This window comes from Stenotrophomonas sp. KH_052 (assembly GCF_057838755.1).
In genome coordinates, this window is record NZ_CM174475.1 from 1,808,282 (window position 1) to 1,832,433 (window position 24,152).

Below are 24,152 nucleotides of genomic sequence, written 5' to 3' on the forward strand. Positions count from 1 at the left end.
ACGTTACGGATTCCTGAGCCGAGCATGGGCTCGGCTCTACGTCACTGCCATTACGACGCCTTCAGGCAGCTGCTCATGAAGGTCTTGCGTGCATCACCGGCCAGCTTCTTCGTACCCGCATCGGCGTTGCACTTGCGCATGCGTTCCTGCGGCGTGGTCGCAGCCTTGCTGTCGGTAGCGTGGCCGCTGAGGCAGGAGCTCTGCGCGGTCTTGTAGGCGTCGCCCTTGAGCCCCTTGTTCTTGGCCGAGCAGTCGGCCATGCGCTGCTGCTGCGGAGTGGTGGCGTTGGCAGCCAAGGGCAGGCCGACCAGCAGGACGGCGGCCAGCAGGAAAGAGGCTTTCATCGGGAGCTCCAAGGGTGGCGGGTGCGCGGAGCATTCGCTTCCCGGCGCCAAGAGCACGTGAAGAATCGCAACGCGGCCGCGACGCCCCGCGCTGTTGGGGTCAGAACCCTTTCGGCACGAAAGGGCTCTGACCCCGCTGGCATTCAGCCGACGCGGGTGCCGAAGATGCGATCACCGGCATCGCCCAGGCCAGGCAGGATGTAACCCTTGTCGTTGAGCTGGGCATCGATGGCCGCGGTGTAGATCTCCACGTCCGGGTGCACGGCCTTGACCGCCTCGATGCCTTCCGGCGCGGCGACCAGGAAGATGCCCTTGATGCGGCGGGCACCGGCACGCTTGAGCATGTCGATGGTGGCGATCAGGGTGCCGCCGGTAGCCAGCATCGGATCCAGGATCAGCGCATCGCGCTCTTCCAGGCGACCGGTCAGGCGCTCGAAGTAGGGTACCGGCTGCAGGGTTTCCTCATCGCGCTGCAGGCCGACTACGCTTACGCGGGCCGCAGGAATCAGCGACAGCACGCCGCTCAGCATGCCCAGGCCGGCGCGCAGGATCGGCACCACGGTGATCTTGGCCCCGGCAATGCGTTGTACGGTGACCGGGCCGGCCCAGCCGGGCAGGGTGTGCGGTTCGGTCTCCAGGTCAGCGGTGGCCTCGTAGGCCAGCAGCGTGCCCAGCTCGTTGGCCAGTTCGCGGAAATCCTTTGTGCTGAGCGCGGCGTTGCGCATCAGGCCGATCTTGTGCTGCACCAGCGGGTGGCGCACTTCGACGATCTTCATGGTCGGGAAGGGGGAAGAAGGAGAGAGGACGCCATTTTGCCGGATCGGCGGGCCGAACCCAAACCTGGCCTGGAGCGGCCCTACATGAAATGTGCAGGCGCATGTCACGGCCATGCAACCTTGCGGACATACCGTGCAGACCCATTCTTAACAGGAATGGGGATTCCCAGTGCATATCAAGACTCCGTTGGCCGTTGCCATCACCCTGACCCTGGCGATGGGGGCCGCAGCCCCGCTGCAGGCGGCCGGGCAGCAGGCGGTTGCCGCCACCGGCGCCGTGGCCGCTGATGCGGTCGACCTGGACCGCATCGAAGTGCGCGCCCAGCTCGAATCACAGATCCGCGCGGTCGACCTCAAGCGCAGCAGCGACGCCATCGAAGATGCGGTGTCCTCCGATGCACTGGGCCAGTACCCGGACAAGAACGTGGCCGAGTCGCTGCAGCGCCTGCCGGGCATCAGCGTGACCCGCGACCAGGGCGAAGGGCGCTTCGTGGTCATCCGCGGCCTGGACGCCAACCTCAACAGCGTCAGCGTGGACGGCATTGCCATCGGTACGCCGGAAGATTCCAGTCGTGCCGCACCTCTGGATGTGATTCCGTCCGATTCCACCGAGCGCCTGCGCGTGGTCAAGTCGCCGACCCCGGACATGCCGGGTGATGCCATCGGTGGCGCCGTGCTCGTGGAGTCGGCCTCGGCCTTCGACCGCGACGGTCGCAGCCTGCGTGGCAAGATCGAAGGCAGCCACCAGCAGTTGTCCGGTGAGACCAGCCCCAAGGCTGCCTTCAACTACAGCGAAGTGTTCAACGACACCTTCGGTGTGGCGCTGGGCGTGAACTACCAGAAGCGCAAGTTCGAGTCGGACAACACCGAAGTGGAGTATGACGGCGAGGACGATGCCGTCCCCGGCGATGTCACCGCGATCAACCTGCAGCACCGCAAGTATGAGATCGAGCGCAAGCGCATCGGTGCCAACCTCAACCTCGACTGGCGCCCGAATGAAGACAGCAAGTACTACCTGCGGACGCTGTACAGCCAGTTCGACGATGCGGAGACCCGCCAGCGCGTGATCTTCAACTTCGACGACGCAAAGATGGTCAAGACCGGCACCGACCAATATCGGCTGGATGGCATGCCGAAAGATTCCATCGACAAGCGCATGCGCTACCGCACCAAGAAGGAAAACACCTTCGCGGCAAGTCTCGGTGGCGAGAACAAGCTGACCAACGCCGTGGTCGATTACCGGATCGGCTACACCCGCACCGAAGAGCGGGTGAACGACGAGATGGAGGCCCGTTTCAAGCTTGATGGCAAGGCCTTCAATGGCACCCTCGACCAGCGCAGCCGCCTGCCCAGCTACAGCTTCGACAACCCGCAGTGGCTGGACAACGGCAACTACGCGTTCGACCGCTTCGTGCTCTCGCCCAAGCAGGTCAACGACAAGGAACACAGCGCGCAGGTCAACGTACGCTTCGACGGCGACAGCAGCAGCATCAAATTCGGCCTGCTGGGCCGCTGGCGCGACCGCGACGTGAACGTCGACGAACGCGAACTGCGTGTCGGCCCGAAGGTGGCGCTGTCGAGCTGGACAACCTCCTCGCCGGAACACCGCCACGGCAACCTGGGTGACGGCATGGATTCGGCCGCGATGCGTGCTTTCTGGGCGGCCAATGGCGGCCAGTACAGCGCCCGTCCCCAGGATGCCGGTGGCAACGCGATGACATCGCTGGAAGAGGACTACGTGGCCAGTGAAGACATCTTCGCCAGCTACGCCATGGGTACCTGGGATGTGGGCGCGCTGCGCATCATCGGCGGTGTGCGCGTGGAAAACACCCAGTTCAAGGCGATCGGCAACCAGGTGGACGTGGCCGCCAACGGGCGCAGCTTCACGGTTACCCCGCGCGTGGCCAACAGCAGCTACACCAACGTGCTGCCGGGCCTGCACCTGCGCTACGACGCGGCCGATGACTGGGTACTGCGCGCCTCGGCCAACAAGACCGTATCGCGTCCTTCCTTCGGCGATGTCTCGCCACGTGTGGGCTACAGCCGCGGCGACGAGGAAGTGCGCCTGGGTAATCCGGAACTGGATCCGTACGAGTCGAAGAACATCGACCTGTCGGTGGAGAAGTACATCGGCAGCACCGGTATCGTTTCACTTGGCCTGTTCCACAAGTCGATCGATGGCTACATCGTGCAAACGGTGCGGACCAATGATCCCGCTTATGGCGGCTTCGACGTGACCCAGCCGATCAATGGCCGCAAGGCCACCGTGCGCGGTGCGGAATTCAACTGGCAGCAGCAACTGGCCTTCCTGCCAGCCGGCCTGGACGGCCTGCTGGTCGGCGCCAGCGGTACCTGGCTGGATACCAAGTTCGATGCCGGCATCAAGGACCGTGCCGGGGAGGATTTCACCCTGCCGCGCGCCTCCAAGCATGTCTACAGCGCCCACATCGGCTATGAAAAATATGGTGTCAGTACGCGGCTGGCGGCGGTGTACCGCAGCGAGTACCTGGACAGCATCGGCAAGGGCCGCGCGTTCGATATCTTCGTGGCGCCCAACACCCAGCTCGATTTCTCGCTGGACTACAAGTTCACCCCGCGGGTGAGCATGTACTTCGAAGCACAGAACCTGCTGGACAAGCCGCTGGAGCTGTACCAGGGCACGCGCTCGCGCACCCTGCAGATGGAAGAGTACGGCCGTACCTACGCGCTGGGCCTGAAGGTGGCGCTGTGATGGGGCGCCGCATCCCGGTCCTTGCCGCGGCATTGGCGGCTGCTCTGCTGGCAGGCTGCACGCCGGCCACCGGCAATGATCCGGCCGTGGCCGCCACAGCAGCGAAGCCCGCGGCACAGCGGGCGGTGGCGACCATCGCCGAGGCATTTGTCACTCCACTGACCCCGGCCGACAACATCGATTCGCCGGCGGCGTGGCGTGCACCGGATGGCAAGCTGTGGCTGATTGCCACCGCCAAGGCCACCGACAAGCTGGTGGTCTACGATGGCAGCACCGGCCAGCACCTGCGTGACGTTGGTAGCAGCGGCACCGGGCCAGGGCAGTTCGATCGCCCAAACGGCATCGCGGTGACCGACGACCTGCTGTGGATCGTGGAGCGCGACAATCATCGCGTGCAGGTGCTGAGCCTGCCGGACTTCATCCCGCTGGCAACGTTCGCTGCCGAGGATCTGCGCAAACCGTACGGGTTGTGGGTCGACCGCCGTGCCGATGGCTACAGCGTCTACGTCACCGACTCCTGGGACAACGGCGAGGATGCGCAGGGCCGTGACATCCTGCCGCCGCTGGCCGAACTGGACAAGCGCGTGCGCCAGTACCACGTGACCCGCGACGGTGCGAAGGTCGAGGCGAAGCTGGTGGCCAGCATCGGCGATACCACCGAGGCGGGAGCGTTGCGCGTGGTCGAGTCGATCTGGGGCGATCCGGAGAACGATCGCCTGTTGATCGCCGAAGAGGACGAGAGCTACGCCAGCGAGTTCAAGGTCTACACCCTGGCGGGCCGTTTCACGGGTACCACCTTCGGCCGCGATGTGTTCAAGGCGCAGGCTGAAGGCGTGACCCTGCGCACCTGTGGCAAGGACGGCTGGTGGATCACCACCGAGCAGGGCAAGCAGCGCAGTGTGTTCCACCTGTTCGACCGGCATACGTTGAAGCCTGTGGGTGCGTTCCAGGGCAATACGGTGGCCAACACCGACGGCATCTGGTTGATGCAGCCGGCCAGCCCACGCTTCCCGCACGGTGCGCTGTACGCAGTGCATGACGACCAGGGCGTGGTCGCGTTCGACTGGGAAAGCATCGCCAAGCAACTGGCGCTGCCATTGGAGTGTGGCGAATGAGCCGCCATTGCGTGATGCGTTCATTGGCGCTCGGCCTGCTGCTGGTGTTGCCGTCGCTGTCACCTGCTGCGGTCGAGCCGAATACCCAGGTGCCGGCGGGCAGCCGCTACTACGCAGCATCCACGGTGCCGGACCGCATCGTGGCATCGCCCGCGGCCGATCCCAGCCATGGCTTTGCCGTGGCATGGCGTACCGATGGCAGCGTGCAGGCGCCGCTGCTGGAGATTGCCGTGGCAGGTGATTCGCCGGCCATCGAGGACATCCGCCAGGTGCGTGCGACGACCCGCGCGCTGCAGACCGAGAACGGGCTGTCGCATCATCATCGCGCGGACATCAGCGGCCTGCAGCCGGATACCCAGTATGTCTACCGCGTGCAGGGCAATGGCAGCTGGAGCGCCTGGAACCAGCTGCGTACGCTGGCCGCCGCCGACCAGCCGTTGACGCTGTTGTACTTCGGAGACACCCAGAACAAGAACGTCAGCCATGTCAGCCGCGTGCTCCGGGCCGCGCAGAAGGCCGCGCCGGAGGCACGCATGAGCCTGTTCGCCGGTGACCTGGTCAGCGGCGGCGACAACATGGATGACAGCGAGTGGGGCGAGTGGTTTGCTGCTACCAGCTGGCTGGCGCAGGAAACCCTGGTGGCGCCGGCGATCGGCAACCATGAGTACTTCGAGGAATTCGAGGACACCCCGCAGGAGCGCCGCGTGCTGGGCAAGCATTGGCCGGTGACGTTCGCGCTGCCGGGCAATGGCACCACCGCCGCGCAGCAGACCAGCTACTGGTTCGATGCGCAGGGCGTGCGCGTGGCCGTGGTTGATGGTACTTCGGCACTCGACCTTGGCACGGCCAAGGCACAGGCGCAGTGGCTGGACAGGGTGCTGACCGGCAATCCGCAGCCATGGACCATCGTGCTGCTGCACCAGCCGTTCTACTCACCGCGCGAGGGCCGCGAGAACGCGGCGCTGCGTGATGTGCTGTTGCCGGTGGTGCGCCGCCACAACGTGGACCTGGTGCTGCAGGGCCACGATCACACCTACGGCCGCCGTGGTGAAGGGCAGGCCGCCACGCCGCAGTATGTGGTGACCGTGGCCGGGCCCAAGCAGTACCGCCTTTCCGACGAAGCACGCAGGACGATGGATCCGGTGGCCGAAGACACCCAGCTGTTCCAGGTGTTGCACATCGACCCGCAGCAATTGCGTTACGAGGCACGCACGGTGACCGGTCGCCTGTACGACGCGTTCGAGCTGCGTCGTGATGCCACGGGCGGCAAGCAGCGGCTGGAGCAGCGCGAGGGCCGCATCACTTCGCGTGAATGCCCCCGTGCGCAGACTGCCAAAGGTCGCGCAGACCGTTGTTGGGAGTGAGAGGAAACGCCATGACGACACGCCGTATCGTCCCGATGGCCGCCATCGGCGGTGCACTGCTGATTCTGGCCGGTGCGGTTGCTGCCGCCGACGCGGTGCTGCATCCGTTCCTGGTCGCACAGCCGAAGCAGGCCCCGCAGGAGGTAAACCTGGCGGTGGAGATCCCCGCTGGCAGCTTCACCAAGTATGAGATCAAGGAAGATGGTCTGGTGCATGTGGACCGCTTCCAGTCGATGCCGGTCGCCTATCCGGCCAACTACGGTTCGATGCCGCGCACCTTGGCCGGCGACAACGATCCGCTGGATGCGCTGGTGTTGACCCGCGAGCCACTGCATCCGGGCGTGATCGTGCGCTTCCGGCCGATCGGCTACCTGAAGATGATCGACGGCGGCGAGCATGACGAGAAGATCATCGGTGTTCCCACCGACAAGGTCGACCCGACCTACGCCAACATCCGTGACCTGAAGGATCTGCCGGAGGTCGAGCGCCAGCGCATCGAGGCCTTCTTCCGGGTCTACAAGGACCTGCCGGCGGGGCGCAATCCGGTGCAGCTCAACGGCTGGGGCGATGCCGCCGAAGCGCGTGTGCTGATCAGCGAGGCGATGCAGCGTTTCGAGAAGTAGATCCATGCCATGCATGGATTCAGCCTCGCAGTGTCTCCAGCAGGCACTCGGCATCCAGGCGGTTGCCAAGCACCTGCGCAACGGCCTGCACCGCGGCTTCCTCGTGCACGGCACGGATGCCCCCATCGTCATCATCGTCGTAGAGGTCGTCGCCGGCCTCCAGATACACGGTGCCGGCCGCGGCCAGAACCGCCATCAGGGTGGGTACATCGGCAACAATCTCGCCGGCATCCAGCAGACCGGCACCGTGGTGACTGAACAGCACGCGGCCGTCGTCCAGGTCGAGGATGAACGGGTCAGCGCCGCGATCGGCAATCACCAGCCAGTTGGAGGGCCAGCTGTCGATGGGCTCGCCGCTGACGCCGTTCCAGCGGTAACCGGCTTGGTGGCGCCACAGACGCTGCAGCGGGGGTATCCAGACATCGAGGCCCGGAATGGTGATGCCGGAGTTGCCCACCTTCGAATTGATCTCATGACCCAGCGGTCCCACCTGCGCGTAGAAGCGCGCCAGCACCGGTGGTAACGGGAGCGGTCCCTGCCAGTCACCTTCGTGCTGGGCCCGCAGCAGCCCGAAGCGGGCGAATGAGGCGTGCAGATCATCCATGGCGGGGTCCAAAGAGGAGCGGCTCAGCAGACTAGCAGACGGGGTCTGCGTGCAACGCCTTCACCGCCGCTGGCTATCATGACCGCCTTCCACAACGAAGGCGGTGCATGTGTCGGTAGCGTTGGTATGGTTCCGCCGTGATCTGCGGCTGCAGGACAATCCGGCCCTGCAGGCCGCGCTGGATGCCGGCCACGATGTGGTGCCGGTCTACATCCACGCGCCGCACGAGGAAGGCGAGTGGGTACCCGGTGCGGCCTCGGATGCGTGGCGCCACCGTTCGCTGGCGGCACTGGATGCCTACCTGCGTTCGCGCGGTTCTTCGCTGGTACTGCGCAGCGGCGACAGCCTAGCCACGCTGCAGGCACTGATCAAACAGACCGGCGCCGAGGCGGTGTTCTGGAACCGCAAGTACGAGCCAGCCACCCAGCCGCGCGACGCCACCATCAAGCGCACGCTGCGCGAGCAGGGCATCGACGCACAGAGCTGCAATGGCAGCCTGCTGTTCGAGCCGTGGGACATCGCCACCCAGCAGGGCCAGCCGTACAAAGTATTCACGCCGTACTGGCGCAACGTGCTCAGCCACTGGCGCCTGCCCGCGCTGCAGGCCGCACCGAAGGCGCTGACGGCGCATTCGGTCGACAGCCTCGGGTTGGAGGAGCTGCGGCTCGCGCCCACGCTGGACTGGGACATCGGCTTCTGGGAGCACTGGCAGCCGGGCGAGGCCGGTGCGCTGGAGGCGTTGTCCGTGTTCGAGGACGGCGCGTTGCGCGGTTACCGCGAGCAGCGTGACCTGCCGGATCGCGTGGGCACCTCGCGGATGTCGCCGCACCTGCATTTCGGCGAGATCGCGCCGTGGCGCATCGCCCATGCGCTGGAAGGGCTGCGCAGTGCCAGGACCGATGCCGATATCGATGGCTACCTGCGCCAGTTGGGCTGGCGCGATTTCGCCTACCACCTGCTGCACCACTTCCCGAAGACGCCCACCGAAAACCTCAACCCACGCTTTGACCGTTTCCCGTGGGCCACACCGAGTGCCGCGCAGCTGCATGACTGGCAGCGCGGCAACACCGGCGTACCGATCGTCGATGCTGGCCTGCGCGAGCTGTGGCACACCGGCTACATGCACAACCGGGTGCGGATGATCGTGGCCAGCTATCTGTGCAAGCACCTGCGCGCGCACTGGCTGCATGGCGCACGCTGGTTCTGGGACACCCTGGTCGATGCCGACCTGGCCAACAACACGATGGGCTGGCAATGGGTGGCCGGGACCGGTGCCGATGCCGCGCCGTACTTCCGCGTGTTCAACCCGGTCACCCAGGCCGAGAAGTTCGACCCGCAGGCCCGCTACATCAGCCGCTGGGTGCCCGAACTGGCGGCGCTGCCGGTGAAGGCGCGCTTCGCGCCGTGGCAGCATCCGCTGCTGCTGGCGGCGCATGCCCCGGGCTATCCGCGTACGCCGCTGGTGGATCTGGCGGTTGGCCGCGATGCCGCGCTGGCTGCTTACCGGCAGTCGGGAGCGGGGTAAAGTGCGGGCTGGGCGATCCGGTCAGTTAGCTGAACGCGGCCCTGTCGGCGTGCCCGATCATCATTCCGGCATCGCACCGGGCTGTTTATTCTCTTTGCGCCCGCAGGCCGCCGGCCGACCGGAAACCAAGGAGAACCTCATGATCCGCAACACCACCCGCAACGTCGCACTGGCCCTGATGAGTGCGGCCGTCCTGTCGGCCTGCGCCACCGGCGGCTCCTACGTACAGAGTGACCAGTACGGCAACCCGACCGAGCAGCAGAACCGCACCGGCCGCAACGCGCTGATCGGTACCGCCATCGGCGTGGCCGCCGGCCTGCTGACCGGTGACAGCGCCACGGAGCGTCGTCAGCACGCGCTGATCGGCGCCGGTATCGGCGCGCTCAGCGGCGCGGCCGTTGGCCAGTACCAGGACCGCCAGGAACGTGCACTGCGCGAGCGCACCGCCAACACCGGCATCGATGTGCAGCGCCAGGGCGACAACATCATGCTGAACCTGCCGGACGGCATCACCTTCGACTTCGGCAAGGCGACCCTGAAGCCGCAGTTCTACGGCTCGCTCAACGGTGTTGCAGGTACCCTGCGTGACTACAACCAGACCATGATCGAAGTGGTCGGCCACACCGACAGCATCGGCAGTGACGCAGTGAACAACCGCCTGTCCAAGGAACGCGCCGACTCGGTCGCGCAGTACCTGGTCGGCCAAGGTGTGCAGAGCGTGCGCATCGAAACCCTGGGCGCAGGCAAGTCCTACCCGATTGCCGACAACAGCACCGATGCCGGCCGCGCCAAGAACCGCCGCGTCGAGATTCGTGTGATTCCGCTCAAGCAATAACGCTACGCGTTATTGCTTGAGCCGGTCCGGCCATCGGCCGGAACGAAAATGCCGCCCTTGCAGGCGGCATTTTTGTGGGTACCGAGCGTTGCTCGGCACGCCGATAGCGCTTCCGGTTGCGGCTTCTCCGAACGGCGCCGACCAAGGTCGGCGCCGTTCCAACAGCAGTCGAGCATGGCTCGACTCTACATGGAGCTGCACCGCGCGCCGGATAGATCCATGCCGTGCGTGGATGCGTCCGGTCATGCCGCCGAAGCGGCCACCTTCTCCAGAATCCGCTTGCCGCTGCTTTCCAGCGCGGCGTCTTCCTTTTCCCGCTGCTGCTGCGCCAGTTTCGCGCCCGGGCACTGGGCCAGCATGTAGTTCGCGTCGAAGTTGAGCTTCTCGACCAGGAAGTCGACGAATGCACGCACCTTCGGCGAGACCAGGCGGCCGCCGGCGAACACGGCATTGAAGTCCACCTCCGGCCCGGTCCAGCCAGCCAGAACGCGGCGCACCATGCCTGATTCGACGAACGGCTTGGCCATCACGTCGCCGGTCAGCAGCAGGCCTTCGCCACACACCAGCGCACCATTGAGCGCGGACATGTCGTTGGCGGTCATCAGCGGCGTGACCGGGAAGTCACGCAGCTCGCCACCGTTCTCGCCCAGCTGCCAGGTGAAGCGCGGCGAGTTGCCGGTGTGGTACGGCTTGCGCATCGCCAGGATGCGATGGAACTGCAGCTCTTCCGGATGCAGCGGCTCACCATAGCGTTCGATGTAGGCCGGGCTGGCGAACACCTGCGTGCGCAGGCTGCCGAGCTTGCGTGCCACCAGGTTGGAATCGGGCAGGGCACCCACGCGCAAAGCCAGATCGGCTTCGCCGGCAATCAGGTCCAGCTTCTCGTTGCCCATATGCATGTCGAGGCGGATCTCCGGGTACTGCGCATGGAACTGGCCCAGTAGTGGTGCGATCCAGGTGATGCCGATCGAGTAGGGCACGGTGAAGCGCAGCCAGCCGCGTGGGCCGGACTGCAGCTGGCTGACCGCGCTCTCGGCTTCTTCCAGTTCGCGCGCGATGCGCTGGCAGTGTTCGTGGTAGATCGAGCCGGCTTCGGTCAGGCCAAGGCGGCGCGTGGTCCGGTGCAGCAGGCGCGCACCCAGGCGCGTCTCCAGTTCCTGCACCTTGCGGCTGACCGTGGTCTTGGGTAGGCCGAGCGATTTGGCAGCGGCAATGAAACTGCCTTGCTCGACCACTTTGACGAAGATCAGCGTCTCGTTGAGATCGTGGGACATGGTCGGGGATCCTGGACGTCGGGGATGGGACAATCGTGACAGAACGATTGGACCGGGAGCGGGATGATTATTCCCCTTAATCAGGACTAATCAAGTAAAGGTTTGAGGTCTATCGTGGCGCCATTCGTTATTTGGAGCCCGTCCGCCATGAGCCTGCGCAACATTCTTGCCCGTCTCCGGAACGCCGGCCAGAGCACCCTGGACCTGGCAATGACCGTTGAAGTCCGCCCGAGTTCCTTGGTTCACAAGGACTTCCGTGAGTTTACCGCGCCCATGCGTCAGCAGCGTGGCGGTGCCATCCGCCTGGTCCCACACAAGGGCGACCGACTGCGCCGAATTGGGACTATCCCGGATTTGGGAGGAAATGTCCCGTGAATGGGATGCTGACGCCCGAAGTTCTGGTTCTCGGCGGCACCGGTGCCGTGGGTCAGGGCGTGGTTGGCGCACTGTTGGAAGCCGGTAGCCCGGTGCTGGTGGTTGGCCGCGATCCGGGCCGACTGGCGGCGCTGCATGAGCAGTTCGCCGATGAGCCAGGCCTGGAAACGCTGCTCGGCTCGCTCAGCGACGATGGTTCGGCGCGCGCGCTGGCTGAGCGCGTCGCGCAGCGGCCGCGCCCGCTGGCTGCCGTGATCGCGGCCATGGGCGGTCCTTACCGGCGTGGCCGCGTGGTCGATCGCAATGGCAATGAACTGCTCGGCGCGCTGCAGGCTGACCTGATGCCGCACGTGCACGCGGTGCGCCACCTGCTGCCGTTGCTGCAGGAGAACGTGCACGCACGTCGCTACGTGATGATCGGCAGCCCGGCCGCCGTGAAGCCATGGGCCGGTTACGGCGAAAGCTCGATCACGGCTGCCGCGATGCGCATGTACGCGCAGGTGGTGCACCAGGAAGCGCAGGCGATCGGCGTGCGCGCGCAGATGCTGGAAGTCTGCAGCCCGGTGTGTACCCCGGCCAACGCGGCCAATGCCTGCATCGAGTGGCCGAGCTCGCTGCTGGTCGGCCGCCGCGTGGTCTCGCTGCTGGATGGATGCCGCGACAACCGCGCCGTCGTCCGTTGTGACAGCAGTGATGCCGAACTGCCGCGTGGCCTGCTGCACCTGGAAATTCCACCTTTGTGGCGCGATACCGCAGGCGTTGCTTGACCTCGACCTTGGTTGAGGTCGCAGGATACGCCGCCCGTTTTTGCAACACGTTCTCATCTAGCTGTACCACCCCTCCGTACGGATGCATGCCATGACTTCCCCCAATACCACCCCACATCGTTTCGGCCATCGCATCGCGATGGTCGGCGTGTCGATCCTCGCCGCAGCCGTGCTTGCGGCCTGCAGCGGCGGCCACGCCGAAGAAGCGGGCGCACCGCCGCCGCCGCAGGTCAGTGCCGCGCCGGTCCTGGTCAAGCAGGTCAGCCAGTGGGACGAGTTCAGCGGCCGCGTCGAGGCGGTGCAGAGCGTTGAACTTCGCCCGCGCGTGTCCGGCTACATCGACAAGGTCAACTACGTCGAAGGCCAGGAAGTGAAGAAGGGCGAAGTGCTCTTCACCATCGACGCGCGCAGCTACCAGGCCGAGTACGACCGCGCTGCTGCCGAACTGGCCCGCGCTCGCACCCAGGCCACCCTGGCCCGCAGCGAGTCCGAGCGTGCCAAGCGGCTGTCCGAGCAGCAGGCCATTTCCACCGAGACGGCCGAGCAGCGTCGCGCTGCGGCCGACCAGTCCGGTGCGGCCGTGCAGGCGGCGCAGGCGGCGCTGGATGCCGCTCGCCTCAACCTGGAGTTCACCAAGGTGCGGGCCCCGATCGACGGCCGTGCCGGCCGCGCGATGGTTACCGCCGGCAACCTGGTCACCGCCGGCGACAGCGCCAGCGTGCTGACCACGCTGGTGTCGCTGGATACCGTGTTCGTCTACTTCGATGCCGACGAAAGCACCTTCCTGCGCTACGCACAGATGGCACGCAAGGGCGAACGCCCGAGCGAGCGTGACAGCGATCTGCCGGTGAAGGTCGGCCTGTCCGGTGAAGAGGGCTACCCACATTCGGGCAAGGTCGACTTCCTCGACAACCAGGTGGCCCGCAGCACCGGCACCATCCGCGTCCGTGCACTGCTGGACAATGCCGACCGCCAGTTCACCCCGGGCCTGTTCGCCCGTGTGCAACTGCTCGGCAGCGGCCAGTTCCAGGCCCTGCTGATCGACGACAAGGCGGTGCTGACCGACCAGGACCGCAAGTACGTGTACGTGGTCGACAAGGATGGCAAGGCCCAGCGCCGTGACATCCAGCTCGGTCGCACCGCCGACGGCCTGCGCATCGTCGAACACGGCCTGGCGGCCGGCGACAAGGTGATCATCGACGGCGTGCAGAAGGTCTTCATGCCGGGCATGCCGGTGCAGGCCAAGGCCGTGGCGATGCAGCCGCAGGCTGCGCCGCCGGCACCGGGTCGCGATGCCACCGCTGCACTGAACCACTGAACCGCGTCCCCGCTTAGCTGCCGGCGCCAGCGGCAGCCTTCCCTGCCTTCGTCATATCGGCGAGGGGCAGGGTGGCTGTTGCCCGCCGAACGCCTTTTCCAGGAATTCCTCCATGGACTTTTCCCGTTTCTTCATCGACAGGCCGATCTTCGCGGCGGTGCTGTCGATCGTGATCTTCGCCGCAGGCCTGATCACAATTCCCATCCTGCCGATCAGCGAGTACCCGGAAGTGGTGCCGCCGTCGGTGGTGGTGCGCACGGTGTATCCGGGCGCCAACCCCAAGGTCATTGCCGAGACCGTTGCCACGCCGCTTGAAGAAGCAATCAACGGCGTCGAAGGCATGATGTACCTGAAGTCGGTTGCCGGTTCCGACGGCGTGCTGCAGATGACCGTCACCTTCCGCCCGGGCACCGACCCGGACGCGGCCGCGGTGAAGGTGCAGAACCGCGTGGCGCAGGCGCAGGCGCGCCTGCCCGAGGACGTGCGCCGGCAGGGCGTGACCACGCAGAAGCAGTCGCCGACCTTCCTGATGGTGGTGCACCTGACCTCGCCGCAAGGCAAGTACGACACCCTGTACCTGCGCAACTACGCCCGCCTGCACGTCAAGGATGCGCTGGCGCGTATTCCGGGCGTGGGTGATGCGCAGATCTTCGGTGGTGGCGACTACGCCATGCGTGCCTGGCTGGACCCGGACAAGGTCGCATCGCGCGGCCTGACCGCCAGTGACGTGGTGCGCGCCATGCGCGAGCAGAACGTGCAGGTCTCGGCCGGCCAGCTCGGCGCCGAACCGCTGCCGAACAGCCAGTTCCTGACCCTGATCAATGCCCAGGGCCGCCTCAAGTCCGAGAAGGAATTCGGCGACATCGTGCTCAAGAGCGGTGTGGATGGCGAGATCGTGCGCCTGGCCGACGTGGCCCGCCTGGAACTGGGCGCCGGTGACTACACCCTGCGCTCGCAGCTGGACGGCAAGAACGCGGTGGGTATCGGTATCTTCCAGTCGCCGGGTGCCAATGCACTGGAGATCCGTGACCAGGTCATCTCGACGATGGACGAGATGCAGAAGACCATGCCGGCCGACGTGAAGTACGAAGCGGTGTATGACACCACCATCTTCGTGCGCGACTCGATCAAGGCCGTGGTCTCCACGCTGCTGGAAGCCATCGCCCTGGTGGTGCTGGTGGTGATCCTGTTCCTGCAGACCTGGCGTGCTTCGATCATCCCGTTGATTGCGGTGCCGGTGTCGGTGGTGGGTACCTTCGCCGCGCTGTACCTGCTGGGCTTCTCGATCAATACGCTGAGCCTGTTCGGCCTGGTGCTGGCGATCGGCATCGTGGTCGACGACGCGATCGTGGTGGTGGAGAACGTCGAGCGCAACATCGAGGAAGGCCTGTCGCCCACTGCGGCGGCACACCAGGCCATGCGTGAGGTGTCCGGCCCGATCGTGGCGATCGCGCTGGTGCTGTGTGCCGTGTTCGTGCCGATGGCGTTCCTGTCCGGTGTCACCGGCCAGTTCTACAAGCAGTTCGCGGTCACCATCGCCATTTCCACGGTGATCTCGGCGATCAATTCGCTGACCCTGTCGCCGGCCCTGGCCGCGCGCCTGTTGAAGCCGCATGACGCGGCCAAGGACGCTCCGACCCGGATCATCGACCGCCTGTTCGGCTGGGTGTTCCGTCCGTTCAACCGCTTCTTCAAGTCCAGCTCGGAGAAGTACGAGCGTGGCGTGTCGAAGATCCTCGGCCGTCGCGGTGCGGTGTTCGTGGTCTACGCGATCCTGCTGGTCGGTACCGGCGTGATCTTCAAGCTGGTGCCGCCGGGCTTCATCCCGACCCAGGACAAGCTGTACCTGATCGCGGGCGTGAAGCTGCCGGAAGGTTCGTCGATCGCGCGTACCGATGAAATGCTGCGCAAGGTTGCCAAGATCGCCCAGGAAACCGATGGCGTGGCCCACACCATTTCGTTCCCGGGCCTGAACGCGCTGCAGTTCACCAATACCCCGAATACCGGTGTGGCATTCATTCCGCTCAAGCCGTTCGCCGAGCGTCATGGCCGTACCGCCGCGCAGATCAATGCCGAGATCAACCAGAAGATCGCCGGCCTGCAGGAGGGCTTCGCGTTCGCGATGATGCCGCCGCCGATCCTCGGCCTGGGCAACGGCAACGGCTACCAGATGTTCATCGAGGACCGTGGCAACCTGGGTTACGGCGCGCTGCAGAACGCCGTGCAGGCGATGCAGGGTACCGTCGCGCAGACCCCGGGCATGGCCTTCCCGATCAGCAGTTACCAGGCCAACGTGCCGCAGCTGGATGCTGAAGTGGACCGCGTCAAGGCCAAGGCGCAGGGCGTGCAGCTCACCGAGCTGTTCGACACGCTGCAGACCTATCTCGGTTCGGCCTACGTCAACGACTTCAACCAGTTCGGTCGTACCTGGCAGGTGATCGCCCAGGCCGACGGCCCGTTCCGCGAGAGCGTCGAGGACATCGGCAAGCTGCGTACCCGCAACGACCGTGGCGAGATGGTGCCGATCGGTTCGATGGTCACCATCAAGCAGACCTTCGGCCCGGACCCGGTGCTGCGCTTCAACGGCTACCCGGCGGCGGACCTGGCCGGTGAAGCCGACCCGCGCCTGCTGTCTTCGGCCGAGGCGATGAACAAGCTGACCGAGATCGCCGGCAAGGTGCTGCCGGTAGGCATGACCACCGAATGGACCGACCTGAGCTACCAGCAGGCGACCCAGGGCAAGGCGGCCTTCATCGTGTTCCCGGTGGCGATCATGCTGGCCTTCCTGGTGCTGGCCGCGCTGTACGAGAGCTGGTCGCTGCCGCTGGCGGTGATCCTGATCGTGCCGATGACCCTGTTGTCCGCGCTGTTCGGCGTGTGGCTGACCGGCGGTGACAACAACGTGTTCGTGCAGGTCGGCCTGGTGGTGTTGATGGGCCTGGCGTGCAAGAACGCGATCCTGATCGTCGAATTCGCCAGAGAGCTGGAGATGGGCGGCAAGGGCATCGTTGAATCGGCACTGGAAGCCTGCCGCCTGCGTCTGCGCCCGATCGTGATGACCTCCATCGCGTTCATCGCCGGCACGGTGCCGCTGGTGCTGTCGCATGGTGCGGGCGCTGAAGTGCGCTCGGTGACCGGTATCACCGTGTTCGCCGGCATGCTGGGCGTGACCCTGTTCGGCCTGTTCCTGACGCCGGTCTTCTACGTGGCCCTGCGCAAGTTCGTCACCCGCAATGGCGGTGGCAAGCTGGTGCAGCACGGCGAGCCGACCATTCATCACTGACATGGAACCCCGTCGCCGCCGGTCACTGGCCGGCGGCGGCTTCCCCCCTCACAAGGCATGAATCCATGAACTCCCATCAGAACAAGATCGCGCTGGTTACCGGCGCTACCCGCGGCATCGGCGCCGAGACCGTGCGCCAGCTGGCCCAGGCCGGTGTGCACACGCTGCTGGCCGGCCGCAAGCGCGAGACCGCCGTCGAGCAGGCACTGAAGCTGCAGGCCGAGGGCCTGCCGGTGGAAGCCATCCAGCTGGACGTGACCGACGCGGCCAGCATCGCCGAAGCGGTCGAGCAGGTACGCCAGCGCCACGGGCGCCTGGATATCCTGGTCAACAACGCCGGCATCATGATCGAGAACCCGGCACAGGCGCCGTCCGAACAGTCGCTGGATACCTGGAAGCGCACCTTCGACACCAACGTGTACGCACTGGTCGCGGTGACCCAGGCCTTCCTGCCGCTGGTCAGGCAGGCCAAGTCCGGGCGCATCGTCAACGTATCGAGCATGCTCGGCTCGCAGACCCTGCACGCTGATCCGACCTCGGGCATCTACGATTTCAAGATCCCCGCGTACAACGCCTCCAAGGCAGCGGTAAACAGCTGGACGCTGGCGCTGGCCCATGAACTGCGCAGCACCCAGATCAAGGTCAATACCGTGCATCCGGGTTACGTGAAAACCGATATGAACGGCGGCCACGGCGAGATCGAGATCAGCGAAGGCGCGCGCTCCAGCGTGCAGATGGCACTGATCGGCCATGAAGGTCCGAACGGCAGCTTCACCTACCTGGGTGAGGTGCTGCCATGGTGATCCGCACGTTGGCGATGGCCGTCTCCAGCCTGGTGCTGGCAGGCTGTGTCAGCGTCGGACCGAACTACAAGGCGCCGGTGCAGGAACCGGTGGTGCTGCAGGGTGCGCAGCAGCCGGTATTCAGCACCACTTCGCCGGTCGCCAGCTGGTGGGCGCAGTTCGATGATCCGGTGCTGGAAGAGCTGGTGCATGGCGCACTGTCGGACAACCTGGACCTGCGTGTGGCCGTGGCCCGCGTCAGCCAGGCCCGTGCGGTGTTCGTCGAGAGCCGCTTCGACCAGGCGCCGCATGTCACCGCAGGCGGCAGCTACGATCGCCGCAAGCAACCCGATCCGCAGCTGGGTGGGCAGCGGGTGTTCAGTGAAAGCTACCAGCTCGGCTTCGATGCGGGCTGGGAGCTGGATCTGTTCGGCCGCAAGCGCCGTGCTGCAGAAGCCGCGCGTGCCGACCTCGATGCCGAGCAGGCCAACCTGGCCGACGCACAGGTGCTGGTCGCCGCCGAAGTGGCTCGCAACTACTTCGAACTGCGCGGCACGCAGAAGCGCATCGCCGTGGCCCAGCACACTCTCGTCAATCTGCGCGAAACGCAGAAGCTGACCGAGGCGCGCTGGGAACTGGGCGCCGGCAGCGAACTGGACGTGCAGAGCAGTCGTGCCCGGCTGAAGGCCATCGAGGCCGACATTCCGCTGCTGGAAGTGGCCGAAACGCAGTCGCGCAACCGCCTGGCGGTTCTGCTGGGCCAGCGTCCGGAAACGCTGACCGCCATGCTTGCGCCGCACGAAGTGCCGGCATTCGCCAAGGCGTTGCCGCTGGGTGATACCCGCGAGCTGCTGCGCCAGCGTGCCGACGTGCGCGTGGCCGAGCGTCGCCTGGCGGCGGCGACCGCACGTGTGGGCGTGGCCACTGCCGATCTGTTCCCGCGGCTGTCGCTGTCCGGTTTCGTCGGCTTCCTCGGCGGTGACGCCAGCGGGCTGGTCAACGGCAACAACAAAGCCTGGTCGCTGACCCCGTCGTTGAGCTGGGCGGCGTTCGACTTCGGCACCGTGCGTGCACGCCTGCGTGCAAGCAAGGCCGAGGCTGAAGGTGTCGCCGCGCAATACGAACAGGCCGTGCTGCTGGCACTGGAAGACACCGAGAACGCGCTGACCCGCTACTCCAAGCAGCAGGCGCGCCTGGCCATCGTGGTCGAGCAGGCGCAGGCGGCACGGCGTGCCGAGTCGCTGGCGCAGATCCGCTACCGCGAGGGTTCGGAGGACTTCCTGACCCTGCTGGATGCACAGCGCACCCAGCTGTCCGCTGATGATGCGTTGGCCGCGGCCGAAGCCGAGGTCAATGTCAGCGTAGTGGGTGTGTACAAGGCGCTGGGCGGTTGGGGCCAATCACCTCAACAGCCGAGTGTGGCGCAGGTGCAGTAAAGGGGAGGGGACGGACGCGAAGGCTTCCGTCCCTTTCTTCTTCAGGGCCGGCGATGGGCTGGCACGGTGCAGCCGTGCACCTGGTCACAGTCGTGACGTTTCTGACTCTGCCGAAAGCCGTGTCCGCCGTGTAACTAGTGGGGCAGGCTCTTGGGAGGACAGGTGATGGTCGACGGTAAACGGGATACCCGGCGGATGTTGTTCGGCGATCCGGGGCCGCCTGGCGCCGGGCTGTCGGTAGCGGTCGTGGTGTTGCTGGTACTGGCGACGACGGCCGCTGCGATCGGGTTCCTGCGCTTGCCCGATCAGATGCTGGGCCTTGGCCTGATCGGAGTTGCCGTGTTCCTGGCGATCGGCGCGCGCATCTGCCAGGCACGCAACCAGCATCAGGCGTTGTATCGGTTGTTGTCGCGGCAGCCGCCACCGTAGCTGCGGCTGCCGCGCGGGTTCAGCGCGCTGGCCAGTCCAGCTCGACCACCAGCGGGAAATGATCGGATGGCAGTACGCCGTCGATGCGCCGGTCATCGGTGAGGAAGCTGCGCGCATGGAAACCACGCACCAGCACCCAATCCAGCTGTGAGGTGGCCTTGCCGGTGAAGTCATGGAAGGTCAGGCGTGGGCCCTGCGGCGCCTTCACCTGGGGACGGGTGTCCTGCAGCACGCGGGAGAACGCTTTGTAGGTATCCCCGCCGGGCTCGCTGTTGAAGTCTCCGGTCAGCACCACCGGCAGGTCGGCCGGCAGCGATGCCAGGCGTTTGCCGATCAGTTCGGCACCCTTGACCCGGCGCGGCTCATCTTCGTCGCGGTAGGGCAGGTGGGTGTCCATGAAGTAGAAACGACGGTCATCATCAAGGCGCCGGAATACGGCCCAGGTGACCATGCGCGGATACAGGTTGCCCCAGCTGATGCTGCCGGGCACGTCGGGCGTATCGGACAGCCAGAAGTTGCCTGACTCCTCGATGGTCAGCACCTTGCTGTCGTAGAACACGCCCATGTGCTCGTCGCCGCTGCCACCACGGCGGCCTTCGCCGAACCAGCGGTAGCCGGGCAGGTGCTCGGACAGGTAGTCGGCCTGTTCCTTCACCAGCTCCTGGGTGCCGATCACTGCCGGGTGTGCATCGAGGATGACCTTGACCATCGCATCACGGCGGTCGGGCCAGCGTTTGCCGGGCTCGGTATCGGCCGGGGTGCGGACATTGAACGACATCACTTTCAGTGGCGCAGGTGTGGCAGCCCAGGCGACGGCAGGCAGAGCTAGTGCCAGCAGCGCACACAGCGCAGGGCGATGGAAACGCAACAACATCGTGGAATCCCTCCATTCCATGAAAACGGTTTCACGGAGCATCGCATGGATTGCCGGTTCCCGGTTGTGCCCGCACTGGCGGTATCCGCTGGCTGTCCCCAGCGTATTCAGGTCAACGTTGACGGCGTATTGACCTGCCTGCGCGGGTTCGCGTGCTAGAACGGCGCTGCCGGGCCGTTGATTCCGGCACCCGCAACAGCAACCCACAATGGATCGACAAGGAGCTGTGCCATGACACGATTGATTCGCGCTCTTCAGGTATCGCTGAACCTGCGTTCGGACAATTCCACGCAGTGCATCCGTTCCAAGTACCGCTACTGGAACATCTTCTGAGCGGAAGGACTCCACGTATTCGATGACACATCGCCAGGGATGGCCGGTGGCCATCCCTGGCCTCAGGAGCGGGGCATGGATGAGCGTGCAGCGGATGCGGAAGTCGTGTCCATCAACGACCTGCTTGAGCGGGTGCGGCGCGAAGGACCGGTACTGCGGTTCCAGAATGATGTGGTTGGCATCTTCGACCCGGCATTGGCGGTAAAGATCGACAAGGCCAATACCGACCAGCATACCGTGCCGGATTCGTTGATCGATTTTCTTGGCCTGCGCGGTTCAAAGGATCCGGTTGCATGGCGCGAGGTGCGTGCGTTGTTGAGCGAACAGGCCGGGCGCCTGGCCAGTCCTGCGCACATGCGTTCACTGTTTGCACGAATGCAGGGTTTCCTCACCGAGCGCGCAGGCCGCCCGCACGACCTGAGCGCGCTGAGCTGGTGGACGATCTCGCAGTCGTTGCTGCCATTGCTGATCGACGGCCTCAGCCGATCCGATGTCGATGCGCTCATCGGCGAGCAGAAGACCCGCTACAACGCGATCGTGCTGCAGAACTTCTCGTTCTGGCGGCGCGTCATTGATTTCCACCTTTCCCGCCGCGCGGCTCGCACGGTGTCACGCCATATCCGCCGCCGGTCACGCGAGACGCAGCCGCGCGAGGATTTCCTGCAATCCCTGCTGCCGTTGGTACAGCGGGTGGGTGTGGATCGCGTGGCTTACCTGGTGTCCATGGTACTGGCTGGCATGTCGGGGTTGCCGGGCATCACCGCCGCCAGCCTGCTGTATGCCATGCATCGCTTCCCGCAGTGGCATGCACGGATCCGCGAGGAAACCTCGGCGCTCAGCCTGGACGAACTGTATGCGCTGCCGATCAAGTCGCTGCCGTGCACATCGCGATTCGTGAAGGAAACGTTGCGACTGTGGCCTGGGCTGTTCGCCCTGCATCGCCCGGCGTCGCATGACATCGATATTGACGGGGTCTGCATCCGCAAGGGAGGTGCCTATGAGTTGTCGTCGTACTTCCAGCACCATTCGCCGGACTACTGGCAGTCGCCTGACAGCTTCGATCCGGACCGCTGGTTGCCCGAGCGCCGGCAGCCGAACAAGGGGGCCTACGTCCCGTTCGGTTTTTCTTCCCGTGCGTGCATCGGCAGCGCGGTCGGCCATGCACAGCTGCTGTTGTTCTGTGCGCTGGTGACGCGTGATTTCGAGCTGCAGGTACAGGATCAGCCGGCCCCGTGGATGCAGCTGGAAGGGTTCGCGATTCCCGTCGATTTCATCGGCACGCTGACGCCGCGTCGCGCTTGAAGCCCGCAGCTGCAGCCGTGCAGACCGGGCGGGCGATGGACGCCCACCCGGTGAATTGGACATACAGTCGCTCAGTCGGCCGGGAGGTACCACTGGCCATTCTGGTCAATCCAGTACACGCGGACGTAAGGTTCGCCGTTCTCGTCGAAGTACGTTACTTCACAGCGCTGATGGTAGTAGGGCCCCATTTTCACTGGAACGCAGTTCGTGTTCTCTGGGCCGCCTCCACCGGGACGGGCGTCCGCCACCGGGGCCAGGGTCGCAGTTGCCACTACCAGAGCGGCCATCGCGGCCAGTTGCAGTTTCATAAGCATCATCCTTGCTTTCTGCAATCGCGCACATGCGCATGGCGTGTGTAACACGTGAACCCCACCGCAGGAAGTGCCTTGCCAGGATCAGTCCTCGATCTCGCCGCGACGGCTGGCAGCGCGTACCGCCTGCGCGGTGGTCGCCACGCCCAGGCGCTGGCGCGCGCGCCGCAGGTGGTTTTCCACGGTGCGTGCAGACAACCCCAGCGTGGCGGCGATCTCTGCTTGGCGCCGGCCCGCGGCAACCCAACGCAGCACTTCGCGTTCGCGCGCGCTCAGTGCGCCGACTGGCAGTTCGGCGGGGGCTTCGGCCAATCGTCGCGCCGTGCGGAATGCTGCGGTCGCAACAGCCTCCAGCAGCAGGCGCGCGCGTGCGGATGCATCGACCGCGGCCCCGGCGAAGCTGATCGCCCCCTCCAGACCCGTGGTGCCGAACACCGGCACCTGCAGACCGTGCAGGCCATCGCCACGTGGCTGCTTCACCACCTGGTAGCGCTCGCCGCGCGCACCCTGGCGCTTGCTCCAGAAGAACGGCGCATCACTGTCCAGCACGTGGCGGTTGACCGGGCAGGTATGCAGGTAGCGGGCGAGGTCGGTATCGCTGCCATCGCCGAGCCAGTCGCCCTCTATCCAGTACACGCGCTGCGCGTCGCGCTCCAGCCCGGTGCCGGTGGCGAACACCAGCACACGGTCGTAGCCAAGCGGTGCGGCGACACTGCGCAGTATTGCGCCTACCTCGGTCAACGAGTCGGCGCGTTCAAGCCCCAGCAGCGCCTGCACCAGCTCGGCCATCGGGATCAGCGCCCGGCCAGAGTGTCGAGCAGGGTGCGTGCAGCCAGCTTGCCCAGCGCGTTGCCGGCCAGCGGGCTGTCGCCGGTCAGTAGCAGGCGGTCCTGCAGGACGCTGCCATCGATACCCTCGTTGACGATCTGCACACCCTGCTGCGCCAGCCGTTCACCGAAGAACCACTGCAGCTGCCCCGGCATGTAGCCGATGTCGGGTGTCTGCCGGTCCATTGCATCGGGGAAGGCACAGATACGATAGCCACGGAACAGCGAGCCGCCATCGGCTTCGTCGACGCCCGCGGCCAGCAACGCAGCAGGTCCGTGGCAGAGGGTGATGATGTGGCGTTGCTGGGCCATCGCCCACTGCAGGGTGGCCTTCACCGCGCGGCTTTCCGGCAGGCCGATCAACGCGCCATGGCCACCGGGGATGAATACCGCTGCGTAGTCCGAATCGGGACCGAGGCCGGCCACCACGTCGTCCAGCTGCAGCGGCTGGCGGAAGCGTTCTTCATAGCGCTCATACAGTCCGCCGATCTCCTTGTCCTCGCGCGGGAATGCCCACCACTCGAACTTGGCGGCGTTGCCCGAAAGCGTGGCTACATCGATGTCGAAGCCGGCTTTGTCGAGGTGGTACATCGGCAGCAGGGTTTCCACCGGGTGGTTGCCGGTGGAGAAAAGATGGCCGTTGGCGGTCGGCAGATAGCGCTCGTCGGCGGCGATCATCAGCACCTTCCAGCGGCCATCGCGGCGCGCATCCGGGTAGTCGGCGCCGGACAGGTCACTCTTCGCCGAAGTGAACTGCGACAGCGAGTACGGGGAAGGGAAGAAGGCATCGCGCTCGGCCGGATCAGGGCTGGGCTGGCGGCTGGGCTCTTGCGTGTTCATGCGGACCTCCTGCGGGAATGTGTGGCCAGCATAGAAGGGCCGCTGCGCACGCGCGATGAGGGAATTCCCTCAAGCGCCGCGGGC

22 protein-coding genes are annotated in these 24,152 nt (G+C 65.7%); 14 read left to right on the forward strand and 8 right to left on the reverse strand.

The features are described from left to right. Window positions 1-50: 50 nt before the first annotated feature. Both AC3ITW_RS08400 and upp read right to left on the reverse strand, forming a co-directional pair. Window positions 51-344: a PsiF family protein gene (locus AC3ITW_RS08400; RefSeq protein WP_004153183.1), complete on the reverse strand. Its 294-nt coding sequence runs from the start codon at window positions 342-344 to the stop codon at window positions 51-53. Between the two features lie 143 nt (window positions 345-487). Beyond that, window positions 488-1,120 carry a uracil phosphoribosyltransferase gene (upp, locus tag AC3ITW_RS08405; RefSeq protein ID WP_004153184.1) on the reverse strand — a complete coding sequence of 211 codons (633 nt, stop codon included), beginning with the start codon at window positions 1,118-1,120 and terminating at the stop codon, window positions 488-490. A 217-nt stretch (window positions 1,121-1,337) separates the two neighbouring features. Here upp and AC3ITW_RS08410 point away from each other — a divergent pair, with 217 nt between their 5' ends. From AC3ITW_RS08410 to AC3ITW_RS08425, 4 genes are read left to right on the forward strand one after another with little or no spacing between them, the layout of a single operon-like run. Beyond that, on the forward strand, window positions 1,338-3,851 hold the full coding sequence (locus tag AC3ITW_RS08410; protein WP_428993285.1) for a TonB-dependent receptor: 2,514 nt from the start codon (window positions 1,338-1,340) through the stop codon (window positions 3,849-3,851). Next, window positions 3,851-4,966, forward strand: a complete 1,116-nt coding sequence (locus tag AC3ITW_RS08415) for an NHL repeat-containing protein (protein ID WP_004153186.1) — start codon at window positions 3,851-3,853, stop codon at window positions 4,964-4,966. Before AC3ITW_RS08410 ends, AC3ITW_RS08415 begins: the two co-directional genes overlap by 1 nt. A 14-nt stretch (window positions 4,967-4,980) precedes the next feature. Next, the gene (locus tag AC3ITW_RS08420; protein ID WP_489390353.1) at window positions 4,981-6,330 is read left to right on the forward strand and encodes a purple acid phosphatase family protein; all 1,350 of its coding nucleotides are present in this window, start codon (window positions 4,981-4,983) and stop codon (window positions 6,328-6,330) included. Between the two features lie 11 nt (window positions 6,331-6,341). Then, window positions 6,342-6,953, forward strand: coding sequence for an inorganic diphosphatase (locus AC3ITW_RS08425; protein WP_489390230.1), 612 nt, complete (start codon window positions 6,342-6,344; stop codon window positions 6,951-6,953). Window positions 6,954-6,972: 19 nt separating this feature from the next. Here AC3ITW_RS08425 and AC3ITW_RS08430 read toward each other — a convergent pair whose 3' ends face one another. Further along, entirely contained in the window at window positions 6,973-7,557 is a 585-nt protein-coding gene (locus tag AC3ITW_RS08430; protein WP_012510722.1) for a hypothetical protein, read from the reverse strand. 109 nt (window positions 7,558-7,666) lie between these two features. Between AC3ITW_RS08430 and AC3ITW_RS08435 the strand changes: the two genes are divergently transcribed. Together AC3ITW_RS08435 and AC3ITW_RS08440 are read left to right on the forward strand one after the other, a co-directional pair. Further along, window positions 7,667-9,082, forward strand: coding sequence for a cryptochrome/photolyase family protein (locus AC3ITW_RS08435; protein ID WP_489390231.1), 1,416 nt, complete (start codon window positions 7,667-7,669; stop codon window positions 9,080-9,082). A gap of 139 nt (window positions 9,083-9,221) precedes the next feature. Further along, window positions 9,222-9,917, forward strand: coding sequence for a YiaD family glycine zipper/OmpA-like lipoprotein (locus AC3ITW_RS08440; protein WP_012510724.1), 696 nt, complete (start codon window positions 9,222-9,224; stop codon window positions 9,915-9,917). Window positions 9,918-10,159: 242 nt separating this feature from the next. Here the strand turns inward: AC3ITW_RS08440 and AC3ITW_RS08445 are convergent, their stop codons facing one another. Further along, window positions 10,160-11,191, reverse strand: a complete 1,032-nt coding sequence (locus AC3ITW_RS08445) for a LysR family transcriptional regulator (protein WP_012510725.1) — start codon at window positions 11,189-11,191, stop codon at window positions 10,160-10,162. Window positions 11,192-11,338: 147 nt separating this feature from the next. On the opposite strand from AC3ITW_RS08445, the gene AC3ITW_RS08450 reads away from it, so the two are divergent. From AC3ITW_RS08450 to AC3ITW_RS08480, 7 genes are all read left to right on the forward strand, one after another. Continuing rightward, the gene (locus AC3ITW_RS08450) at window positions 11,339-11,566 is read left to right on the forward strand and encodes a hypothetical protein (RefSeq protein WP_012510726.1); all 228 of its coding nucleotides are present in this window, start codon (window positions 11,339-11,341) and stop codon (window positions 11,564-11,566) included. Then, entirely contained in the window at window positions 11,563-12,333 is a 771-nt protein-coding gene (locus AC3ITW_RS08455) for an SDR family NAD(P)-dependent oxidoreductase (protein ID WP_012510727.1), read from the forward strand. Before AC3ITW_RS08450 ends, AC3ITW_RS08455 begins: the two co-directional genes overlap by 4 nt. 91 nt (window positions 12,334-12,424) lie before the next feature. Beyond that, on the forward strand, window positions 12,425-13,651 hold the full coding sequence (locus AC3ITW_RS08460) for an efflux RND transporter periplasmic adaptor subunit (RefSeq protein WP_012510728.1): 1,227 nt from the start codon (window positions 12,425-12,427) through the stop codon (window positions 13,649-13,651). A 112-nt stretch (window positions 13,652-13,763) separates the two neighbouring features. After that, complete coding sequence (locus tag AC3ITW_RS08465; RefSeq protein WP_012510729.1) at window positions 13,764-16,934, forward strand: efflux RND transporter permease subunit; 3,171 nt, start codon at window positions 13,764-13,766, stop codon at window positions 16,932-16,934. 65 nt (window positions 16,935-16,999) lie between these two features. Beyond that, entirely contained in the window at window positions 17,000-17,737 is a 738-nt protein-coding gene (locus tag AC3ITW_RS08470) for an SDR family oxidoreductase (RefSeq protein ID WP_012510730.1), read from the forward strand. Beyond that, complete coding sequence (locus tag AC3ITW_RS08475) at window positions 17,731-19,152, forward strand: efflux transporter outer membrane subunit (protein ID WP_100468168.1); 1,422 nt, start codon at window positions 17,731-17,733, stop codon at window positions 19,150-19,152. Before AC3ITW_RS08470 ends, AC3ITW_RS08475 begins: the two co-directional genes overlap by 7 nt. A gap of 165 nt (window positions 19,153-19,317) precedes the next feature. Continuing rightward, on the forward strand, window positions 19,318-19,581 hold the full coding sequence (locus tag AC3ITW_RS08480) for a hypothetical protein (protein WP_012510731.1): 264 nt from the start codon (window positions 19,318-19,320) through the stop codon (window positions 19,579-19,581). 19 nt (window positions 19,582-19,600) lie between these two features. On the opposite strand, the gene AC3ITW_RS08485 is transcribed toward AC3ITW_RS08480, so the two are convergent. Then, entirely contained in the window at window positions 19,601-20,455 is an 855-nt protein-coding gene (locus AC3ITW_RS08485) for an endonuclease/exonuclease/phosphatase family protein (protein WP_012510732.1), read from the reverse strand. A 408-nt stretch (window positions 20,456-20,863) separates the two neighbouring features. On the opposite strand from AC3ITW_RS08485, the gene AC3ITW_RS08490 reads away from it, so the two are divergent. Next, window positions 20,864-22,090, forward strand: coding sequence for a cytochrome P450 (locus AC3ITW_RS08490; RefSeq protein WP_489390232.1), 1,227 nt, complete (start codon window positions 20,864-20,866; stop codon window positions 22,088-22,090). A gap of 71 nt (window positions 22,091-22,161) precedes the next feature. Here the strand turns inward: AC3ITW_RS08490 and AC3ITW_RS08495 are convergent, their stop codons facing one another. The 3 genes from AC3ITW_RS08495 to hchA form a co-directional block, all read right to left on the reverse strand. Then, entirely contained in the window at window positions 22,162-22,398 is a 237-nt protein-coding gene (locus tag AC3ITW_RS08495; protein ID WP_012510734.1) for a hypothetical protein, read from the reverse strand. 87 nt (window positions 22,399-22,485) lie between these two features. Continuing rightward, the gene (locus AC3ITW_RS08500) at window positions 22,486-23,190 is read right to left on the reverse strand and encodes a PA1136 family autoinducer-binding transcriptional regulator (protein WP_489390233.1); all 705 of its coding nucleotides are present in this window, start codon (window positions 23,188-23,190) and stop codon (window positions 22,486-22,488) included. A 5-nt stretch (window positions 23,191-23,195) separates the two neighbouring features. Further along, a complete protein-coding gene (gene hchA / locus AC3ITW_RS08505; RefSeq protein ID WP_100434443.1) occupies window positions 23,196-24,068 on the reverse strand; it encodes a glyoxalase III HchA in 873 nt (290 codons plus the stop codon). Window positions 24,069-24,152: the final 84 nt, after the last annotated feature.

Coding starts and splice junctions, on each gene's coding strand:
- AC3ITW_RS08400 (WP_004153183.1), bottom strand. CDS start 344: ATGAAAGCCTCTTTCCTGCTGGCCGCCGTCCTGCTGGTCGGCCTGCCC.
- upp (WP_004153184.1), bottom strand. CDS start 1,120: ATGAAGATCGTCGAAGTGCGCCACCCGCTGGTGCAGCACAAGATCGGC.
- AC3ITW_RS08410 (WP_428993285.1), top strand. CDS start 1,338: ATGGGGGCCGCAGCCCCGCTGCAGGCGGCCGGGCAGCAGGCGGTTGCC.
- AC3ITW_RS08415 (WP_004153186.1), top strand. CDS start 3,851: ATGGGGCGCCGCATCCCGGTCCTTGCCGCGGCATTGGCGGCTGCTCTG.
- AC3ITW_RS08420 (WP_489390353.1), top strand. CDS start 4,981: ATGCGTTCATTGGCGCTCGGCCTGCTGCTGGTGTTGCCGTCGCTGTCA.
- AC3ITW_RS08425 (WP_489390230.1), top strand. CDS start 6,342: ATGACGACACGCCGTATCGTCCCGATGGCCGCCATCGGCGGTGCACTG.
- AC3ITW_RS08430 (WP_012510722.1), bottom strand. CDS start 7,557: ATGGATGATCTGCACGCCTCATTCGCCCGCTTCGGGCTGCTGCGGGCC.
- AC3ITW_RS08440 (WP_012510724.1), top strand. CDS start 9,222: ATGATCCGCAACACCACCCGCAACGTCGCACTGGCCCTGATGAGTGCG.
- AC3ITW_RS08445 (WP_012510725.1), bottom strand. CDS start 11,191: ATGTCCCACGATCTCAACGAGACGCTGATCTTCGTCAAAGTGGTCGAG.
- AC3ITW_RS08450 (WP_012510726.1), top strand. CDS start 11,339: ATGAGCCTGCGCAACATTCTTGCCCGTCTCCGGAACGCCGGCCAGAGC.
- AC3ITW_RS08460 (WP_012510728.1), top strand. CDS start 12,425: ATGACTTCCCCCAATACCACCCCACATCGTTTCGGCCATCGCATCGCG.
- AC3ITW_RS08465 (WP_012510729.1), top strand. CDS start 13,764: ATGGACTTTTCCCGTTTCTTCATCGACAGGCCGATCTTCGCGGCGGTG.
- AC3ITW_RS08470 (WP_012510730.1), top strand. CDS start 17,000: ATGAACTCCCATCAGAACAAGATCGCGCTGGTTACCGGCGCTACCCGC.
- AC3ITW_RS08475 (WP_100468168.1), top strand. CDS start 17,731: ATGGTGATCCGCACGTTGGCGATGGCCGTCTCCAGCCTGGTGCTGGCA.
- AC3ITW_RS08480 (WP_012510731.1), top strand. CDS start 19,318: ATGGTCGACGGTAAACGGGATACCCGGCGGATGTTGTTCGGCGATCCG.
- AC3ITW_RS08485 (WP_012510732.1), bottom strand. CDS start 20,455: ATGTTGTTGCGTTTCCATCGCCCTGCGCTGTGTGCGCTGCTGGCACTA.
- AC3ITW_RS08490 (WP_489390232.1), top strand. CDS start 20,864: ATGGATGAGCGTGCAGCGGATGCGGAAGTCGTGTCCATCAACGACCTG.
- AC3ITW_RS08495 (WP_012510734.1), bottom strand. CDS start 22,398: ATGAAACTGCAACTGGCCGCGATGGCCGCTCTGGTAGTGGCAACTGCG.
- AC3ITW_RS08500 (WP_489390233.1), bottom strand. CDS start 23,190: ATGGCCGAGCTGGTGCAGGCGCTGCTGGGGCTTGAACGCGCCGACTCG.
- hchA (WP_100434443.1), bottom strand. CDS start 24,068: ATGAACACGCAAGAGCCCAGCCGCCAGCCCAGCCCTGATCCGGCCGAG.